The sequence below is a fragment of the Paraburkholderia nodosa DSM 21604 genome (assembly GCF_000519185.1).
GTDB lineage: Bacteria > Pseudomonadota > Gammaproteobacteria > Burkholderiales > Burkholderiaceae > Paraburkholderia > Paraburkholderia nodosa.
This window is the reverse complement of sequence record NZ_JAFA01000007.1, coordinates 238775-256907: the sequence shown is the minus strand read 5'-3', so window position 1 is coordinate 256907 and position 18133 is coordinate 238775. Positions and strand designations below refer to the sequence as shown.

General features: G+C 62.9%; 10 protein-coding genes. 7 read left to right on the top strand and 3 right to left on the bottom strand.

The annotated features are described in order from the left end of the window. Positions 1-3 precede the first annotated feature (3 nt). The 5 genes from A3CW_RS0112745 (at position 4) to A3CW_RS0112725 (ending at position 5443) form a co-directional block, all read left to right on the top strand. The gene (locus tag A3CW_RS0112745) at positions 4-2013 is read left to right on the top strand and encodes a hydantoinase B/oxoprolinase family protein (protein WP_028203924.1); all 2010 of its coding nucleotides are present in this window, start codon (positions 4-6) and stop codon (positions 2011-2013) included. A gap of 100 nt (positions 2014-2113) precedes the next feature. Continuing rightward, positions 2114-3295, top strand: coding sequence for an ABC transporter ATP-binding protein (locus A3CW_RS0112740; protein WP_081771635.1), 1182 nt, complete (start codon positions 2114-2116; stop codon positions 3293-3295). Continuing rightward, positions 3292-4182 carry an ABC transporter permease gene (locus A3CW_RS46115; protein ID WP_035512866.1) on the top strand — a complete coding sequence of 297 codons (891 nt, stop codon included), beginning with the start codon at positions 3292-3294 and terminating at the stop codon, positions 4180-4182. The genes A3CW_RS0112740 and A3CW_RS46115 overlap by 4 nt, the downstream gene beginning before the upstream one ends. Then, positions 4179-5009: an ABC transporter permease gene (locus tag A3CW_RS0112730; RefSeq protein WP_028203922.1), complete on the top strand. Its 831-nt coding sequence runs from the start codon at positions 4179-4181 to the stop codon at positions 5007-5009. The genes A3CW_RS46115 and A3CW_RS0112730 overlap by 4 nt, the downstream gene beginning before the upstream one ends. 89 nt (positions 5010-5098) lie before the next feature. After that, complete coding sequence (locus A3CW_RS0112725) at positions 5099-5443, top strand: cupin domain-containing protein (protein WP_028203921.1); 345 nt, start codon at positions 5099-5101, stop codon at positions 5441-5443. Between the two features lie 234 nt (positions 5444-5677). Here A3CW_RS0112725 and A3CW_RS0112720 read toward each other — a convergent pair whose 3' ends face one another. The 3 genes from A3CW_RS0112720 to A3CW_RS46110 all read right to left on the bottom strand — a co-directional run bounded on the left by A3CW_RS0112720 (position 5678) and on the right by A3CW_RS46110 (position 9377). Further along, on the bottom strand, positions 5678-5911 hold the full coding sequence (locus A3CW_RS0112720) for a DUF6429 family protein (protein WP_028203920.1): 234 nt from the start codon (positions 5909-5911) through the stop codon (positions 5678-5680). A gap of 25 nt (positions 5912-5936) precedes the next feature. After that, positions 5937-8870: a Tn3 family transposase gene (locus A3CW_RS0112715; RefSeq protein ID WP_028203919.1), complete on the bottom strand. Its 2934-nt coding sequence runs from the start codon at positions 8868-8870 to the stop codon at positions 5937-5939. A 279-nt stretch (positions 8871-9149) separates the two neighbouring features. After that, on the bottom strand, positions 9150-9377 hold the full coding sequence (locus A3CW_RS46110) for an IS1096 element passenger TnpR family protein (RefSeq protein ID WP_035512915.1): 228 nt from the start codon (positions 9375-9377) through the stop codon (positions 9150-9152). Between the two features lie 858 nt (positions 9378-10235). Between A3CW_RS46110 and A3CW_RS0112705 the strand changes: the two genes are divergently transcribed. Both A3CW_RS0112705 and A3CW_RS0112700 read left to right on the top strand, forming a co-directional pair. Next, positions 10236-10940 carry a hypothetical protein gene (locus tag A3CW_RS0112705; protein WP_154677924.1) on the top strand — a complete coding sequence of 235 codons (705 nt, stop codon included), beginning with the start codon at positions 10236-10238 and terminating at the stop codon, positions 10938-10940. Further along, positions 10868-17971, top strand: coding sequence for a LamG-like jellyroll fold domain-containing protein (locus tag A3CW_RS0112700; protein ID WP_154677923.1), 7104 nt, complete (start codon positions 10868-10870; stop codon positions 17969-17971). Before A3CW_RS0112705 ends, A3CW_RS0112700 begins: the two co-directional genes overlap by 73 nt. The last annotated feature ends 162 nt before the right edge of the window (positions 17972-18133 follow it).

The window sequence follows — 18133 nt, the reverse complement described above, 5'->3', positions numbered from 1 at the left end:
ACCATGACATTCAACCGATCCGTTCTGCAGATTTTCGCCAACTATTGCGTGGCGGCCGCCGAGAGCATGGCGCACACGCTGATGCGCACCGCCCATTCGGCCTTCGTGAAGGAAACCGAGGATTTCTCCTGCACCATCATGACCCCGGAAGGCCTCACTTTCGCGTCGCCGAAAACGCTCGGCGCGACGTGGTATCCTGGCCTCGACTTCGGCTCGGTGATCGAAGCCATCGATCACTACGAACCCGGCGACATCGGCATGACCAACGACGCCTACAGCGGCTACGTAGCCACGCACACGCCCGACGTCATGATGTGGAAGCCGGTGTTCTACAACGGCGAGATCGTCTGCTACGTGGGCGGTCACATCCACAACACTGACATGGGCGGTGCGGTGCCGGCCTCGCTGTCACGCACTCTCACCGAGATCTATCAGGAAGGCATTCGCTGGGCGCCGACCAGGATCATGCGCGCGGGCGTGCTCGACGAAACCCTGCTCGATCACATGGCGATCAACGTGCGCGCCGCCGATCAGAACCGCGGCGACCTGAAGGCGCAGATCGCCATGCTGATGACCGGCGAGCGGCGCGTGCTGGAGATCATTGAGCGCTTCGGCGTCGAGGATTTCAAGGCTGGCATGTATGCGATGATCGACTACTCCGAGGAACAGGCGCGCGCGATCGTCGCTGCGATGCCCGACGGCGAGTACTTCTTCGCCGAATACGCCGACGAGGATTCGGTCAACGGCAAGCCGCTGCGCGTCGCGCTCAATCTGAAGGTGGAAGGCGAATCGCTGGTGCTCGACTTCACCGGTAGCGATCCGCAGCTCAATTCATCGCTGAACATGCCCACCGGCGGCAAGGAGCGGCACGTGCTCGCGCTGGTCGGGCTGAACTACGTGCTCTATTCGCTGCATCCCGATTTGCTGCTCAATGCGGGCATGCTGAAGGTCGCGCGCTGCGTGCTGCCGGAAGGCACCATCATGAACTGCGTGCCGCCCGCCGCGGTCGGCATGCGCAGTCTGACCTGCAAGGTCGCACAGAACGTCACTTTCGGCGCGTTCTCGATGGTCTGCCCCGAACGGCTGCCCGCGTGCCCCGCCGGCGGCATGTCGATTCTCAACGTGCGCACCGTCGACAGCGACGGCCGCACCGTGATCGCGGCAATCGGGCCGGTGGGCGGCGGCGCGGGCGGTATGACCAGCGCGGACGGCTCGGACGCGTCGGGCGCGAACGTAGCGTTCCTGCGCAACACGCCGGTCGAGATTAACGAAGCCGAAGTGCCGATCCGCATTCTCAAGTACGGCATGGTGTCGGGCAGCGCGGGCGCGGGCCGCTATCGCGGCGGCCTCGGCACTGTCATGGAATTCCGCGTGTTCTCGCCGGGCACGCTGGTAACGGCGCGCAACCGAGACCGGTCGCGCTTCGCGTCGTGGGGCGTGCTGGGCGGCAAGGCGGGATCGAATTCGCGCTTCACGCGTAATCCGGGCACGGAGCACGAGGAAAACCTCGGCGTCACCGACCTGGTCGTCTGCGGTCCCGGCGACGTGATCCGCCTCGAAGGCTGCGGCGGCGGCGGTTACGGCAATCCGTACGAGCGCGATCCGCAGATGGTCGCCACCGATGTCCTGCGCGGCTATCTCAGCGAAGCCGATGCCCTCGCGCTGTACGGCGTGGTGCTGAACGCCGGCGAAGTGGATGCGGCCGCAACCGAGGCGAAACGCGCGGCGCTCGCCGCCGAAATGCCTGCCGGTCCGGTCGAGCACTTCGACTATGGCGCAGCGCGCAGCAGCTACGAGGCGCGCTGGACCCGCGAGCGTTACGCGGTGCTGACTGAGATCCTGGCGGCGGCGCCGGTCGTGTGGCGTCACTTCCTCAAGCACAAGATCTTCGACACCTTCGATGCATGGGAAGCCGACGGCCGCCTGAAGCCGGGCGGCCAGGCGGTCCGCGAGATCTTCGGCGAGGTCGCGGCGAAGTATCCGCAACTGATCGAGGCGCAGCGCGCGGCCTGACACCCGTCGCCGATGCCGCGCCTGCCTGCCGGTCCCCGTCATCCGGCAGGCGGCGCGCGCGTACGGCATCTGGTCAAACCCGTAATCCAAAGGTGAAGCGATGCTGCAATCCGCCAATCCGCTTTCCGGCGCGACGATCAACACCGAAGCGAGCGCTGCGCCGTCGCACGCGCAGCCTCTCTCGCTCGACGGTATCAGCAAACGCTTCGGCGCCTTCACCGCGCTGGAGCAGCTCTCGCTCGAAGTCCGCGCGGGCGAACTGGTCGCCCTGCTCGGGCCGTCTGGCTGCGGCAAGACCACGACGCTCAGGCTCATCGCAGGCTTCGAGTTTCCGGACACCGGCGCGATCCGCATCGCCGGGCGCGATGTCACCGCCCTGCCGCCGAACAAGCGCGGCCTGGGCATGGTGTTCCAGAACTACAGCCTGTTCCCGCATCTGACGGTGGCCGAAAACATCGCGTTCGGACTGCGCATGACGGGTGTGCCGAAGCGCCAGCGCGGCGAGCGCGTGGCGCACATGCTCGACACGATCCGTCTGCCCGCCTTCGCCGACCGCCGCATCGCGCAGATGTCCGGCGGGCAGCAGCAGCGCGTCGCGCTCGCCCGCGCGCTGGTTACGAATCCTTCCGTGCTGCTGCTCGACGAACCGCTCGGCGCACTCGACAAGAACCTGCGCGAGAACATGCAGTTCGAGCTCAAGTCGCTGCAAACCAGACTCGGCATCACGAGTGTCATGGTGACGCACGATCAGGAAGAGGCGCTCACGATGAGCGATCGCGTCGTCGTGATGAATCACGGACGCATTCTGCAGGCCGGCACTCCGAACGAGGTCTACAACCGCCCTCGCACCCGCTTCGTCGCCGAGTTTCTGGGCGCGGCGAACATCCTGCCGTTTTCCGTGCTGCACGGCGAGGCCAACTGGCTCGAAGTGGCGATCGGCAAAACAGGTACGGGCACGCCGGCGCGCTGCCGCGTCGCGCATGCGTTGCGTCACGCGCCGTCCATGGGCGCGGAGGGCTCGCTCGCCGTGCGCCCCGAGAAGCTGCGTCTGGGCGAGCCGCAGCCCGACGACATCCGCTTCGAAGGCGTCGTCGCCGCGCGCGTCTTCCGCGGCTCGCAGCATGCCTATCGCGTCGAAGTTGCCGCGCTCGGCCAGACGCTCGCAGTCTATCAGCAGGCCACCGCTGCCGCGCTGGAACCGGGCGTCGCTGCCAGCGTTTTCATTAGCCCGGACGATCTGGTTGTGCTCGAACCCGAACCGCATCAAGGAGCCGCACGATGAGCACGCTCGCCGCGCCGCCGCGCGCGAACGGCCGTCCACGCCTGTGGATTTCGCCCTACGCGGTGATGTGCGCGCCGGCGCTCATCGTGCTGGCGTTCTTCTTCGGCATGCCCCTGTACGAGAACGCGATGCGCAGCGTCGGCATCTCGGCGATTCCCGGTGCGCACTCGGCCTTCACGTTCGATTACTATCGCAAGCTGTTCACCGACCCCTACTATGTCGGCGTCATGATCGAGACCCTCAAGGTTAGCGCGCTGACGACCTTCTGGTGCCTGATCGTCGGCTATCCGGTCGCGTATTTCATGGTGCGGCGCGCGGGACGCTTCGCCGGGCCGCTGATGTTCGTGCTCATCATGCCGCTCCTCACGTCGATCATCATGCGCACGTTCGGCTGGAACGTGCTGCTCGCCCGGCACGGCCTGCTCAACGAGGCGCTGCTCGCGCTCGACGTCATCGATACGCCGCTGCGCATGACGCAGAGTCCCGCCATCGTCTATCTGGGCAACGTCCACGTGATGATCTCGTTCATGGTGCTGTCCATCATCCCGGTGCTGCGCTCCGTCGACCGGCGTCTCGAGGAATCCGCGCGTGTGCTTGGCGCGGGCGCGTGGCGAGCGTTTTTTCTCGTGACGCTGCCACTGTCCGTCGAAGGGATCATTACCGGTTGCCTGATCGTGTTCATGATCATCAATGGCAGTTTTATCGGCTCGCTGCTGCTCGGCGGCGGCACGGTCGTCACGCTGCCGCTGCTGATCTTTCAACAATTCAGCCAGTCACAGGACATGGGACTCGCGAGCGCGATGGGCAATCTTTTGTTGATCGTCGTGCTGGTGTGTCTGTACGCGCAAGGACGCATCACCGGACGCCGCAGGCAGGCGCACGCATGAGTACGCTCGACCATCCGCCAGGCGGCGGCTCTCGCATCGCCGGGAGGCTCGGCCACGGCGTCGCGCTCTTGTATATCGCGTTGTTCGTCGTGTTCCTGCTCGCGCCCATCGTCATCGTGGTGCTGGCGTCGTTCACGCCGGGGGAATCCGTGGCGGTGCCGGTTGGCGGCCTGTCGCTGCGCTGGTACCAGCGCTTCATCGAGTACAAGCCTTTCACCGACTCGCTGATCACGAGCCTCATCATCGCAGGTCTGGCGACAGCCTTCGCCATCGTGCTCGCTGTGCCCGCTGCGCTCGGCCTCGCCCGCTCGCGCTCGCGACTGGGCAACGCGGCGGTAGCGTTCCTGCTGTCGCCCATCGCGGTGCCCCCGCTCGTCGTGGGGCTCTCCTCGCTGTATTACCTGTCAGAACTGGGGATCGGCAACGCGTTCGCCGCGCTGCTGATCACCCATACGTGCGTTTCGGTACCGTATGTGCTGCGCACGACCATTGCCGCCTGCAAGAACCTCAATCCCGGCTATGGCGAGGCCGCCTCGGTGCTGGGAGCGAGTGTGTGGCAACGCTTCCGGCATGTGACGCTGCCCTTGATCGCGCCGGGCATTTTCGCGGGCGCGCTGTTCTCTGTGCTCGTGTCGCTCGACAACCTCGGCGTGTCCTACTTCTTCGGCAGTGCCAATACCACGACGCTACCGGTCGTGATGCTGTCGTACCTGCAGAACCAGTTCGATCCGTCGATCGCGGCGATCAGCACGGTGCAGATGCTGATCGCAATTGGCTTCCTCCTGTCGGTGGAAAAGATCTATGGCTTGCGCTCGATGGATCGCTAGTCGAATTTCGCTTTCGTCCAGCTTGGCAGCGCGAAAGAAGCAACCCCTTACGTACGCTTGAGTGTCGCATGCAAACCATTCGGAGAACCATGAAAGTTCAGGTGATCAAACAGGTAACCACATTAGAGCCGCTCGAGGATTGGGGCGCGGTGACCGCCGCCGAAAGCGGCAATCCAAAAACATCGGGATTGCAAATCGTGATTTCTGGACGCGAGCAGATCGACACGGGCGTGTTCGACTGCACGCCCGGCATCTATCGGCGCGGCGTAGAACAGGCCGAGATCATGCATTTCGTCGCCGGTTCGGGATCGTTCACCGAGGACGGCAAAGACTCGATTCATTTTCGCGCGGGTGACACTCTGTTCTTCGAACCGGACACGAAGGGCACATGGCGGATCGATGAAACGATCCGGAAAATCTACGTGATCTTTTGATCGGCTCGCACGGGGTAATCGTACTTTTCGTGCAAAATCTGGCGGTAAGCCACGAAATATCATTACAAATCAATGCGTTAAAAATCACCGGGTTCAGCAGATTGCATCCTTTCGATGCAAAATCTGGCGCGAGCCTGCCCAGCAAGCGCAGGCCCAGAGCCCTACTCGGACAATGCAGCATGGCGCAGATGCATGCTTGTGCGTGTGAGATGACATGTGCCTCGTATCCACTTGCTAGTCGCCAACGCGGACGAAGTATTTCGTGAACAACCGCTCGGCCTCGCCTAGGCCTTCGTCGGTTAGCCACACCGATTTCGCCCGCCTCACCGGATCCCCGATCAACCCTTTCTCGTGCAAGCGATTCAGCGCGTCCCAGTCAAGGCTCGTCCAGGCACGATTCTCCCCGCATAAATTGAGGTAGAGCAGCGCGAGGACGACCTCGTCGACCGCGTCGGTACTGATGTCCATCTTGCCCCCTCCGCGAAGGTGGCCCTCACGATCGGGCCGCACGCTGCCAGGGCGCTGCTTCGAGCAGCATGTCCTGATACTGCTCGAGTGGAAATCGCAACGTGCCCCGAAAATTCACATGCGCCGAATGCGCCGGCCCCATTCGGCGCAGCCAATCATCGTCGACTCGCTGCCCCTTGCCGCGCCAGGCGTCGACCGTCGCTTGCATGTGCTGCGTGTTCCATGCGATGACCAGGTTCGTCAGCAGTGTCAAGGAGCCAGAAATCGCGATCATTTCGTCACGACGGCGGCCGCGCTCCGGCGTGACTTTGCCCGTGTAGATCGTACGCTGGAGCTCGTGCACCGACTCACCGCGATTGAGTAGCGCATGCAGTTCCCGGCGAAACTCGGCGTTGCTGAAATAGTCGCACAGGAACAGGGTACGAAGCAGCTTGCCAAGCTGTTGCGCGGCCCGATAAATAGGATCCCCTTGCGCTGCGCTACCGAATCGCTGCAACGCGACGATGGCGCTGAGGCGTCCTGACTTGATTGATGCAACGAGCCGTAGCAGTCCGTCCCAGCCCTCGCGAATAGGCTTCAGTGAGATACCATGGTCCACTATGGGAGCTAGATCTTTGGCAATCGCCATATTCCGTGGCAGATAGAGCTTGCGCTCCGACAAATTACGCAGCCGCGGGCAGAGGTCGAAGCCGAGCAGCTTCGAAACGGCCATCCCCACGTTCGTATACCCGTGTGTATCAACAGCAAGCGCGAGCATGCCGCCATCTTCGCGCGTCTCGCTGTGGCGGACTGCCCCTTCAATTGCACCCCCCGCCTGGCGCTCGTTAAGGACGATGGGCTGGTTGTACACGATGCCGTGCTGGTCCAGGACGTGCGTGTAGATACCGACTGCATGGGTGCGCCTGCGCGGATCAACACGAGCGTAAAACAGATGAGGTGAAGTATCCAGGCTCATCGAGTCGCTTGAGGCTCGTTGCCCAGTTCCCCACAACTCTGTGATGGGGTGCGTACGTTGAAACTCGACCACGCGCGCGTTGGCACGCGACAGCCGGCCCGATATCTCGAGCACACACATCGTGGTCGAAATTGCCGCAGCATCGACTTGCTGAATCATGGCGGCAACGCCCTTCGCATCGATCTCGGTGCCGTGTGCCATCAGCGCACCGTAGAGCGAGACAAGTTCGTTGGCGTCGCGCGCCTTCCGCGCCAGCAGTACTTCGCTAAAGCCCGTGCGAACATCAACTTCCATGATCAGATCCGCAAACTGCGCTGTGCCGATCGCCTTGAACAGCAGGTCGCGCGTGCGCCTCGGTAGCCCGTCCGTCGGTAGCGCCTCAATCGCCGAGAGGTGCAGAGCGCCATCCCTGCCGATTGTCACGCGGCCGGCTTCGCGAGCTTCCTCCAGCGCCGAGAGGCCGGCCTTCAGGTTCGCAGTCAATCGCTCGAGAAAGGGCTCCGCTGTAGCTGGTAGACCCAGTAACGATAGGTGTCGGTTTCGCTCGGACTCCCAATCTGACGGCGGAATCAGCATCTGGTCACGTTCACGAAAGGACAGACTGTGGTTGACCCACACCGACCCGCGGCGCAGGTCTTTGCGCAGGCTCGTGATCGCGGCGGCTTCCAGAGCGCGCAGTGCACGCTTGCGATCGTCGCAGTCGACCATAGCGCGCCAGTTGGCGCTAATCGGCACTCCGTGGTCAATGGGCAACTCCGTCGCGTCGCTATCGTGCAGCCTGGCGATAAGCTCGAGTTGCTGCAGGCTTGGTTCCGTGTCCCTGCCCGAGAATTCCAGTTCACATAAGGGTGCAAGGAGACTACGGATGCGCCGGTAATCATCAGTCAGCGCTTCGCGCACGCTGGCTGCATGGCTGGCGGGTGGCTTGTCCGGTAGTTCCCCAAGCAGTGCTCCAATCTCTGCAAGTCGGGCTTCTGCCGGGCGCGTGTTGTCACGAACGAGCGCTTTGATCGCGACCAGTTGTTGTCGATATTCAACTGCAGAGCGAGCCTGCTTCGCTGTGGTCCTGTTGTAGGCGTGTCGAACCAGATCGGAAACGCGGCGCCCGGTTTGATAGAGCAGCGAATCGGTCAACTCGAGCAGCGTCACGCGCAGGAAAAATACCAGCTCAAGAGTGCGCGTCGAAACCTTGATCTCGCGGGTCTTCACCGGACGGCGCGCCTGAATCCGCTGCGCCCAGGCACGCTGCTTATCGATCGGCACGGTGTCTAGCGTCCATGTGTGCACCCCGATTTCCTTGAGAAACCGAATCTTCTCCAGCGTTTCCGTGAGCGTCGTCGGACTGTGCCGGGCCGGCGGTGTCTTGAGCCACTCGAGAACGGTTATGCCTATGGCGTCATGTTGGCTCGATAGCGCTGCATAGGCGCGCACCAGTTGGGTCTCAGGGATGGTCGCGTTGATAAGGGCGAGAGTGTTGCTCTCGATCTCAGCCCAGACTGATCGTCCGAGATCCCGCAACGTCCGGTCGGCGGGAATCAGAATCCTTCGTTCGTACAGCCAGCAATTCGTGTGCTGGAGCAGTTCGTCGAGCGTGAGCGATTCCTTGGCATCCTGGCGCATCCATGCTTCGAGGTCTGCCCACTGGTCCGGTCCGATCGACTTCAAGCCCAGATATCCGCAGGCCCAAATAAGGTGGTCATAGAGCGTCTTGTACCGACGATATAGTGTCCGGAGCGATGCGATCGTCGGCGTTGGGAGGCCGAGCCGCTGGCCAATGTAGTGCAGTAACTGGCGGGGCAGCGTAACGACCTGGCCGAGGCTATGCCCACTTGCGCGCAGGAATACCAGTTGGATGGCCACCCCAGCGCGCCGATCGGGCCGAAAGTGCTCATTGATCGCCGCGATGTCGCTGTCGGTCAGTGCGAAATAGCGCTCCACATCGAATTCCGACAGTCGCATCGGCAACCGGTCACTTCCCACATAGCGAAATCCCAAGCCCGACATCTCTTGCCCCATCGAGATGACGCGATCCGAATCGCGGGCGGATATGTTACGCCCTCCACTCAATTCGGGGCGGCCAACGGATGTGAGCCTGTCGGAAAGCCTTGTCGACAAAGGCTTACGGGGGAGACCGCCAGATTTTGCACGAAAAGTACGATTACCCCATCTCTCGGGGCCTCCGCTGTCTTCTTGCGGACAACGCCCGGAGCCCGCGATGCAGCATGGTAGCGGCCTTGACCGCTGGTTGCACGTGCGCCGCTCGACGCGCACGTCATGTAACCACTACGAGGTGAAGGCGTACAGGTAGGCAAAGCGCTCATGGTCGTGCAGGTCAAACGCCGACAGCGACAGGGTGTCTGGGCCGTCAAAGAATTGGAACGCACCGTCGCGATGTCCACCGTAACGCCATCCGCGGATGATGAACCGGTGCAGGTGTTCGTCGTTCCAGCCCATGGCGAGCTGCATCACCTGATGCAGTTGCGCAATCGTGATCTGCTCGGGAATCAACACTCGCCGCCAACGTCGACCACGCTCATTGAGCTCGCGCCGACCTGCTTCTCCCCAATCGCAACGAGTCTGTTACGTTCGTCCATCGAGGCACCCCGCCGGACCTGGATCGTGCGAAGGTGACGGCGTCAACAATTTCGGCGGTCGAGCAAGACCGTACTGCGCGACACTCACACTTTGGTTGACGTCACCAAATCCTCGCGGCACGCATTCATTCGCGATGCCGCCTCTGCCTCACTTAATAATTTCCTGATGCTGCTTATCTAGCTCGCATAATTTCGCACCTCCTTGATTTCCTGGCAAAGCGTGTTACTCTTGACTCAGCCAAAAAGAAAATTTGAGACCACACAAGAACCCTCGTTTCCTTTCGGTTGCCGTGCCACTTTGGCTCGCACTGAGACGTAATGCATTATTCGTTCGCCAGAACGATTTCCGGGGAGATATGCGTCGTTTACCTGCTTTTTCAATAACTCAGCGAGTCGTATCGATTTCATATCGATGCGTAATCCTGCTTGCTGCGCGGCAGCTAACAAGTTATGGAGAACATGTTTATTAATATCGGTGAGTTTTATATATTTGGCATAGTTTTCATAAATTTGCATTTTTAAGCAAGACGAAGTGAATTCGCCAATCCTGGCATTGAGGAAATTCGGACTTTTCTATAACCGGATGACAAGGTGCCAAGAATAGTTTGGTTTTCCCCGGTGTAGAAATTTTTTCCCTCGTCTCCTTGCGGACTTTGCCTTCGCGTGGATCGCTTGACTTCGCGAATAATAGCCCGCTGATCAGTCTGGAGGAGTGGTACTTTTTTCGACTTCTCCGGAAGTAGCGAACAACCACCCAAATACGGAGCGCACGGCAATGGACGACCTTCATGAAGTTGTAATCCCAAACGTGACACCCAAGCAGTTAGCACACCTTATCGAGATGATCCGGAGCGAAGGCGGTATCGTCAAAGGCGACGCCGCCGGTCTGGTGGAAAATGCCTGCTTCGCTGCCAAATTCGATTACGACACGAGTGGAAAATTCCTGACGCTCGAACCGCTGCGACTGGTGAAGAGCCTCACGCCCAGGCGGCTTCGCAAAACGGTCGAGCAGATGATTGCTCCTCCACGCGCACCTACGGTTTTGGAGTCCGGCGCCACCATTTACAAACCTACGCCGCACGCGTGCGCCACCTACAACTGGGCGATCGGCTTCTTCACGAACAACAGCGGCGGCGTATTGACGTATTCCGGGTCGAGCGTTTCGCATGGCAATCTCGATTCCTATGTCGGGAAGATCAATGCGGGCGACACGCCGGCAACACATCAGGACGGGTTCTGGGTCAACAAGGATCCCAAAGACGCCACGCTTGGCTGCGATGGTTCAATCTCCTACCAGCTCGCCGACGGCGTCACCACCCTCACGGTGACCTACTTCGTCAACACACTGTCCACTGTTTCTGCGTCCGCGGCACTCTCTGGCCAGAATGCCGCTCGCTACGTCGCGACGTGCAATCTGTACACCGAGTTCTACTACGCCGCTGCCTACATCTATCCATACGTCACGCTGTCTGCCGTTTAGACGATCGAACGTACCCACCGTATCGCGAGCCGCGCCGCCATGTTGGTAGCGCGGCGCGTGCGGTCGCGTGGACTTTTTTTCGCGTGTTATTCCTTGAAGCGGAGACTCATTACATGAGCGCGATCAATAACGGCCCCTCGGATGACGCATGGGGAAGCGATCTCATCGATCCAGTTCTGGTCACGCACCAGAGTCAACTGATTCTTTTTGCTCGTGCCCGGTCGGCCACGGTCGGAACGCTCTATTTTCGCGTTCTCGATCCCTCAGCGGCCTCCTCCGGTGACGATCTCGCTGCGTGGAATGGCTGGTATCGATACGAGTTTCCGGAGGTCGTTGCGGCCGCACTCCCCCAAAATGCGGAGGACGCGGCCACCCTGCCCGCGCGAGAACTGAGACTCGCAGGAATGGATCTGCTGACCGTCACCCCCGTGGCCGAACCGGTTGCGTCGGCAGACGCGTCGTTTCGCGTATCGAGCGACGGCGCGTTTCTCACCATTTATCGACAATCGTCGGCGGGCACGCTGCTGATGAACCGCGTGGGTCTGCTGTCGCGATCGGAGCAGCAAGACGGCAAAAGCGTCGAGCGTTTTGCTCTCGAGCCAGCCTGGGAAGTACGCTTTCGCCGCAGCGGCCTGCGCGATGTGCCGCTCGACGAGGTGGACGGCGAAGCGTTTCTCGATCCGACCGGCGAGCCATTCTTCGAGCCGACGATCGAATTCGCCCGTATCAACGGACTCAAAGCAGGGGCGTATGACGTGGCCCGTGTGCCGAGCGCCGATCCCGAGATCGCGCTCCTGTACGCGGCGGTTGCCACCGCCACCGGCGTGCAGTTGCATCAGGTCCGTTGCTCGTCGTCGGGGCTCACCGACTTCACCGAGACACCGGTTGTCTATCCACTGATTGCCCCGACGCTGCGCAATGGCGGACCAGCGCTGACACCAATCGCCGGCCTCGCCCCCGCGCTCGTGTTCTATGCCGAGCAGGAGCGGGCGTCGACCGCCGCGGGAAACGAAGCTGAACTGCAGCGCGCCGGGCATCTGATGCTGGCTGTCCCGGTGAGCGGCGGCGGGCTGAGCGCGGCGGTGGCGGTGTACGACTTTGCCCTTGGTCAGGACGGCAACATCTCGCTGCTCCCTGCCAGCGGCCAGTCGCTGGTTCTCGTGGACGGCAAGCTGATGAATGGTGTCTTCACGCCGGACACGCGGGCGCCCGCCTACCCTGAACCTGCCGATCTGCCCGACACGATCCAGATCGTCGATGGGTTGCTGGTCTCGTCAATGGTGCTCGGCCAGTTGCAACCCAGGCAGTCCCCGGTTTTGTACTTCGGCGACGACGGCCTGGTCCATCTGTATTTCGGCGGCCCATTGCCGACTGCGCCGTTCGATCGCTGGAGTTCGCTCGATCCGAAGTTGCCGCAGGCGATGGTCGCCCAGTTCGATGCCCGCGCAAACCGGCTGGTGTTATCGGTTCCGTGGGTGATGACCGAAGTCGAGGAGCAAAGCAATGGCGCGGTGGACTTCTACGCGCTGCAAAGCGGCGGCATCATGGCCGGCGCGACGATCGCCGTTGCCGATGGCACCCTCGCGCCGAACGGCCCCTCCGCAGCCGATCTGTGCAATGTGTCGATCGTCTATCCAGCCGTCTGCGGGCTTCCGGCCGAGACATGGAACGGCGTCCCACGCTCCCTTGGTCCGTTCATGGATGTCCTTAACGGCAACGCGTCGAGCGATTCGGCCGATCCGGCGGTGCTTTCCGGCGCGAAGACCTTCTTCGACTACGCTGGCAGCCATGCGATCGCCCGGCTCCCGCTGACGCTGCCGGCCGGCGTGAGCGACGGCCCGCCGCCGGTGGTGACCTTCGTCACGACGAGAGCCGACCTCGCTCTCGCTTCGGTTGGCGTCACCGCCAACGGCACCAGCCAGGACTACACGATCACGTTTCACGCCCCCGCGAACGTGGTGTTGACAGTGCACTGGCGCTCCGTCCCGTTCGACGTCGCCACCTTCGGCGATCTCTTCGATGGCGCTGCCGCGCCGTCCACCTATGCCTATCCCGCCGACACCAACGGCACGCCGCTCTTCGGACTCGCAACCAACGCCGTGGGTATTCCCGCGCCGGTCATCCTGTACTCGCTGGGCACCAACGCGCTCGTGCCAGCCATGACGATCACGGTTGCGGCCAGCACCTCGGTCCACGGCGCGCGTGACGTCACCTTCGCGTTCGACGGCAACAGCGTGCCAATCAACGGGATTCCCGCCGATGTAGCAAAATTCGTCACGGCGCTGCAGACGAACGCCGACTTCAAGGCGCTCGGCCTCGGCATCGACGGCACGGGCGCGGCCGGACAGGTACAGATCACCCATGCGCCCGTGGGGCGCATGGGACTCGCCGCGACTGCCGCACTTTTCGATGTGCTGGTGCCGGCGATCGACCTGACGGCAGCGGCCGTCACCGCCGGGCAGTATGCCGCTGGCGTGCAGAGGCACAGTTTCAATCCCGCATCGAAGCTCGATCCGACCCGGATGGCCGGCTTCATTGCGACTTCGCTGCGTCCGTCGGCTGGGGCGACCGCCTATGTCCAGAACACCACGGGCGCGGTGCGCTCGCTCTCGCGCGCCCTCTCTCCAGAGACCGATGCCGATGCATTGGAAAGCGGCGTCTGGATCCGCCCGCCAGTGCAGCAGCAGTGCTCGTTCAGCGGCACCAACAACGTGATCGTTCCCGTCACGGCCAACGGCGCTGTCATTCCCGTCTCCGCCAATCTGCGCCCTCAGTGGGACTGGACGCTCGAGGCTTGGGTCCGGCCCAGTTCGGGTCAGCATCAACGACTTGCCACGTTCCTCGACAATGTGACCACGGTCCCATCCGGGTCGCCGGCTCTCGCTTACGCCCTGGCGCTTGAAAGCCAGCAGGTCGTCAAGAGCTCGAGCTATACGAAACAGCCCGGCGTACCCGACTCGTCCTACTTCCAGACCGGAACGAGCGCCAAGGGCAGCTTCATGCCGGTCGGCGCATTCACCTGGGAATTCTGGGTCAAGCCCAACGACCAGGCCGCGCCGCCGGTAAGCGGCGCGACGACGCCCATCGGCGGAGTGATCCAGCTCGGAGAGCCGGGCCGCACACCGTTTCTCGTGGTCGGCCTGACCGCGGACCGGCACATCGAGATCGCAACGCTCGACAACAGTTCGGGCGCCCACGTCTACCGGAGCAGCGTGATCGTACCGGCGGTCGACGATGAAAATCAGCCAACCTGGTCGCACATCGCGCTCACGGGCGAGCAGAATGCCGCGAGCAAGCTTTGGACCCTGCAAATCCTGCTCGACGCCGACATCACGGACTCTTTCTCCAGCGTCGCGATGCAAACGCAGTCGGCCGCCTTCCTCGTCATCGGCGCGAATACGCCGAGCAACGCCTCACTCTTCGGCAGCATGGCGCAGATCCGTTACTGGTCGATTGCCCGCTCGGCGGCGGATATCCGGCGCACCTGGCTCACGTCGATGAGCGGCTTCGAACCCGGGCTGCTCGGCAACTGGCCGCTCAGTGCGATCGAAACCGGCGGCAGTACGGGAAAATTTGTTCGCAACACCGCCGCCCAGACGTCAACGGACTGGGACGCGCCGCTGTTCCTCTACCACCAGCCCCTCGGCACCGAGGACGATTCATTTTTCCTCTCGGTCATCGCGTCGGTGGGCGGTCTCGCCTCGGTCGAAGCCGACACGTTGCTCGCGAACGGCCGCTGGAACCATCTCGCGCTCATCTACCAGGCGGGCGGTGCGCTGGCGATGAATCCTGCGGCGCGCTATCAGAACGACCGCTATGACTGGGTGAACTGCGGTCCGGCCGGCGCCCTAGGCCCGACCGGGCGATTCGCGATCGATGCCTGGCTTGAGGTTCCGTCCGGAACGCTCGGACAACTCGGCACGATCATGGCCCGCTGGGCCAACGACGACGACCCCGACGCGCAGAGCTTCATGTACTGGATCGACGACGTGGGCGAGATGCATCTGTCTGTCGCCGTGATTACCGATGACATCGGCACCGTAGAGATCCAGACCGCCAGGAGCAACGGCGCCGCACTGGCGGACGGCAAGACGCATCACGTCGCGGTCGTTTTCACGTGGCAGCGCCTGCCGGGCGACGATCCGGCCGCGATCTGGACCATTACCTTCTACAAGGACGGCGCCCAGGTCGGGACGAAGCAGGACACGATCAAGGGCGTGATCTCCGTCGACATCCGCACGACCCAGGGCGACGTCACCATCGGTAGCGCATTCAGCCCCGTCGTCGGCGCCGCGCCGATGGCGGCGGAAGATTTTTACTATCTGCGCGCGACGCTGGGCACGCTGCGCTTCTGGGGCACCGACGCGTCCGTTCAGGTGCTCTTTCCCGAGAAATATCCGCGCCTTCCGCAGGCTGGCACGCCGAAAGGACTCGCGGCAAGCTGGACGTTCCGCGAGCAGGCCGGGCGCGTCGCGTTCGACCTCGTTGGCGGCAACGACGCGACGTTGAGCAATTCAGCGATGTGGGCCTCGCTGGCCGACACGTCGACGCTCGCCTTTGTCGCCAATGGCGCGCCGGTGGGAAGCGTCACGCCCGCCACGACACCACTGGAAACGGTGTCGCAGGCGCAATTCGCACTGGGCGCACCCGCTGGGCAAGTGGCGATTGCAGGTTTCGCCGGCGATATTGCCCAGGTCGCGCTATACGACGACGCCCGGTCAGTCGAGACGATCCAGGATCAGATGTTCGTACCGCGCTATGGCTACGAGTCGGGCCTGATTGCCTGCTGGAATTTCAGCGACGGCGGCGCCGATATCACGGGGGGACAAAACAATATCGACCCGCCGGTGCAGGCCGCGCGGCTGAGCGCCTCGACCGCTCCGCTGTCGAACGAAGGACCGTACGTGCGTAACGCCTACGGCGGCGTGATCACGGACCACTCCCAGTCGGCGCCAGGCCGGATCGCCACCGGCTCCTACGCCGACGCCCAGAACGTCGGAACCGCGCGACAGAGGGGCGTACTCAAACGCCAGTACGTCGTCGACCCGGACCAGACGCTCACGCGCGCGATCCAGATCGGCGAACTCGATCTCACCTACCTCGGACAGGTTCAAACCGATCCGACCTTGATCGGCTATATCGAAGGCGCACCGCCGGTGCCCGGCGAAAATCTCACCCGGCCGTACTACCTCGACCCGGGCAACCCGTCGTACATGATCTACATGGATACGGCGACCGTCAGCCTGGTCCAGGAGGCCGCGGAGAAGCTCGTGTTCACCTCGTCCTCGTCGCACGCGACGCAAATCGAAGCCAGCGCGGCGATCGGGCTCCTCGGCATCAGGACGATGACAAACCTCAACCTCGGCGCCGGACCGTTTTCGGTGATCACCAACTCGCTCGATGCGCGGGGGATTGCGCAGGCCGTGGTGAAGGGCTTCGGCGAAATCGGCTCGGGCGACGGCGAAGGCGTCGAAGCGTCGTGGAGTGCGACCCAGCGCGATACGATGGGGGTCAATGGCGACTGGGAGCCGTATCAGGCCGACCAGCGCAGTTATCTGAACCCGGTGGTGGGGCGCCGCTTCGAGGTGGACAACTCGGCGTATGCGCTGGTGGAGTCGCTCAGCGCGGATCTCTACGCGATTACCTTCGCTCCTACCAAAGCCGCAGTGGGAACGATCATCCTCCCCAACCCCGCGATACCGCCGGACCGGAACATCATCGTCTTCCCGATGAACAACAGCTACACGAAGAACGGGACGCTGGACGGGAAGATCGGGCTCATCAACGACCCGGATTACCCCGACGCGGATGCCCGGCGCGGGAGCTTCTTCAAGCCGGTTGAAGCCTATGCGCTGGCCGCGTCGATCGACCGGCAACGGCAGCGCTCCGAGAGCATCGCGCAACAGTTCGATCCGGCACGCAAGGCGCACGGCTGGGACACCAGCCTCGCCGATGCGCGTCAGGCGCAGTCCCAGGACTTCTCAACGAAGCCCGGCGACCCGATCGCCGTTGCCACGCCTGTCCAGGGGCTCGTCAATCGCTATGTGTGGACGTCCAATGGCGGCCTTCATGCCGAGGAGCAAAGAACTGCCGCGTCGAGCGTGCGCAGCTATTCCGGAAACGTCGCTCGCGGCGGCGGCGGCGGATTCCATGCGGACGGGGAGTTCTTCATCAAACTGGGGGTGGCGTGGTCGTTCGACATCATGGCGACGCACCGGGTCGACGTGCAGGTGAGCAAAGAAACGACCACGGAGCAGTCGCTTTCGCTCGACATCAAGGTCGCGGGCGACGCCTACCTGCGCACCTTCAACCCCGACGCGCCTGCCGAATATGGCGGCGGCAAGGGTGCGTTTTCGCCAGGCCAAGCACCGGGCAAGGTGGAGAACTATCGCTTCATGACGTTTTATCTTCCGCCGTCAACGGCAAACAGCGCCAACTTTTCAAGCATCGTCGACCCGACCTGGATCCGTCTGTCGAACGATCCCGACGCCCGGGCGATGCGCCAGATCGACGGCAGTTCGCCCACCTGGCGAGTGCTTCACCGCGTGACCTACGTCCAGCGGATCCCTCCGCCGATCGCGTCGCGTCCGGTCTTCACACCGGCGAGCCGAATCGTCGAACCGGTGAACGTCGAGGGCAATGCCGAATTGATCCGCCTCATCGATGCACAGATTCCAGTGGCCACGAAGGAGCGGACCCGTCTGATCGTCGGGAATGCGGTGGCGACCGTGCTCAATCCGTCGCCGACCGCGCCGGGGCAGTATCCGCCATCGAAGCTAGAGGCGCTGGTGCCGTGGTGGCTCGAATTTCTCAAACGCGCGCGCCCGGGCGCGGCCGGCGGATCGCCGGACCCGGAAGCCGCGAAGTTGCTTGAAGCACTGGTTTCGCGGACAACGGCGTACATGTTCGATGGCTACGCGAGCGGAGCATTTGCCACGATTCTTTCTCCCCGACCACCGCTTTGGGGCATGCTGAACGCCGGTTCAAGCGCGGGGAGCGAACCCGAGCCATTGTGTGAAGCGCAGGCGTGAGACGTCGTGATGGGCGCGCGCGTCGGATAATGTCCCGCGGGGACGTCAGTCCGGCGCCGCCACGACCTCAGTGCGGACGCTTTCCACGATCCGCACCAGTGAGTACAGACGCACGCCGCGGGGGGATCCGGGCAATACGCGCAACCACATGCGCTGCGCCGG

Coding starts and splice junctions, on each gene's coding strand:
- A3CW_RS0112745 (WP_028203924.1), top strand. CDS start 4: ATGACATTCAACCGATCCGTTCTGCAGATTTTCGCCAACTATTGCGTG.
- A3CW_RS0112740 (WP_081771635.1), top strand. CDS start 2,114: ATGCTGCAATCCGCCAATCCGCTTTCCGGCGCGACGATCAACACCGAA.
- A3CW_RS46115 (WP_035512866.1), top strand. CDS start 3,292: ATGAGCACGCTCGCCGCGCCGCCGCGCGCGAACGGCCGTCCACGCCTG.
- A3CW_RS0112730 (WP_028203922.1), top strand. CDS start 4,179: ATGAGTACGCTCGACCATCCGCCAGGCGGCGGCTCTCGCATCGCCGGG.
- A3CW_RS0112725 (WP_028203921.1), top strand. CDS start 5,099: ATGAAAGTTCAGGTGATCAAACAGGTAACCACATTAGAGCCGCTCGAG.
- A3CW_RS0112720 (WP_028203920.1), bottom strand. CDS start 5,911: ATGGACATCAGTACCGACGCGGTCGACGAGGTCGTCCTCGCGCTGCTC.
- A3CW_RS0112715 (WP_028203919.1), bottom strand. CDS start 8,870: ATGTCGGGCTTGGGATTTCGCTATGTGGGAAGTGACCGGTTGCCGATG.
- A3CW_RS0112705 (WP_154677924.1), top strand. CDS start 10,236: ATGGACGACCTTCATGAAGTTGTAATCCCAAACGTGACACCCAAGCAG.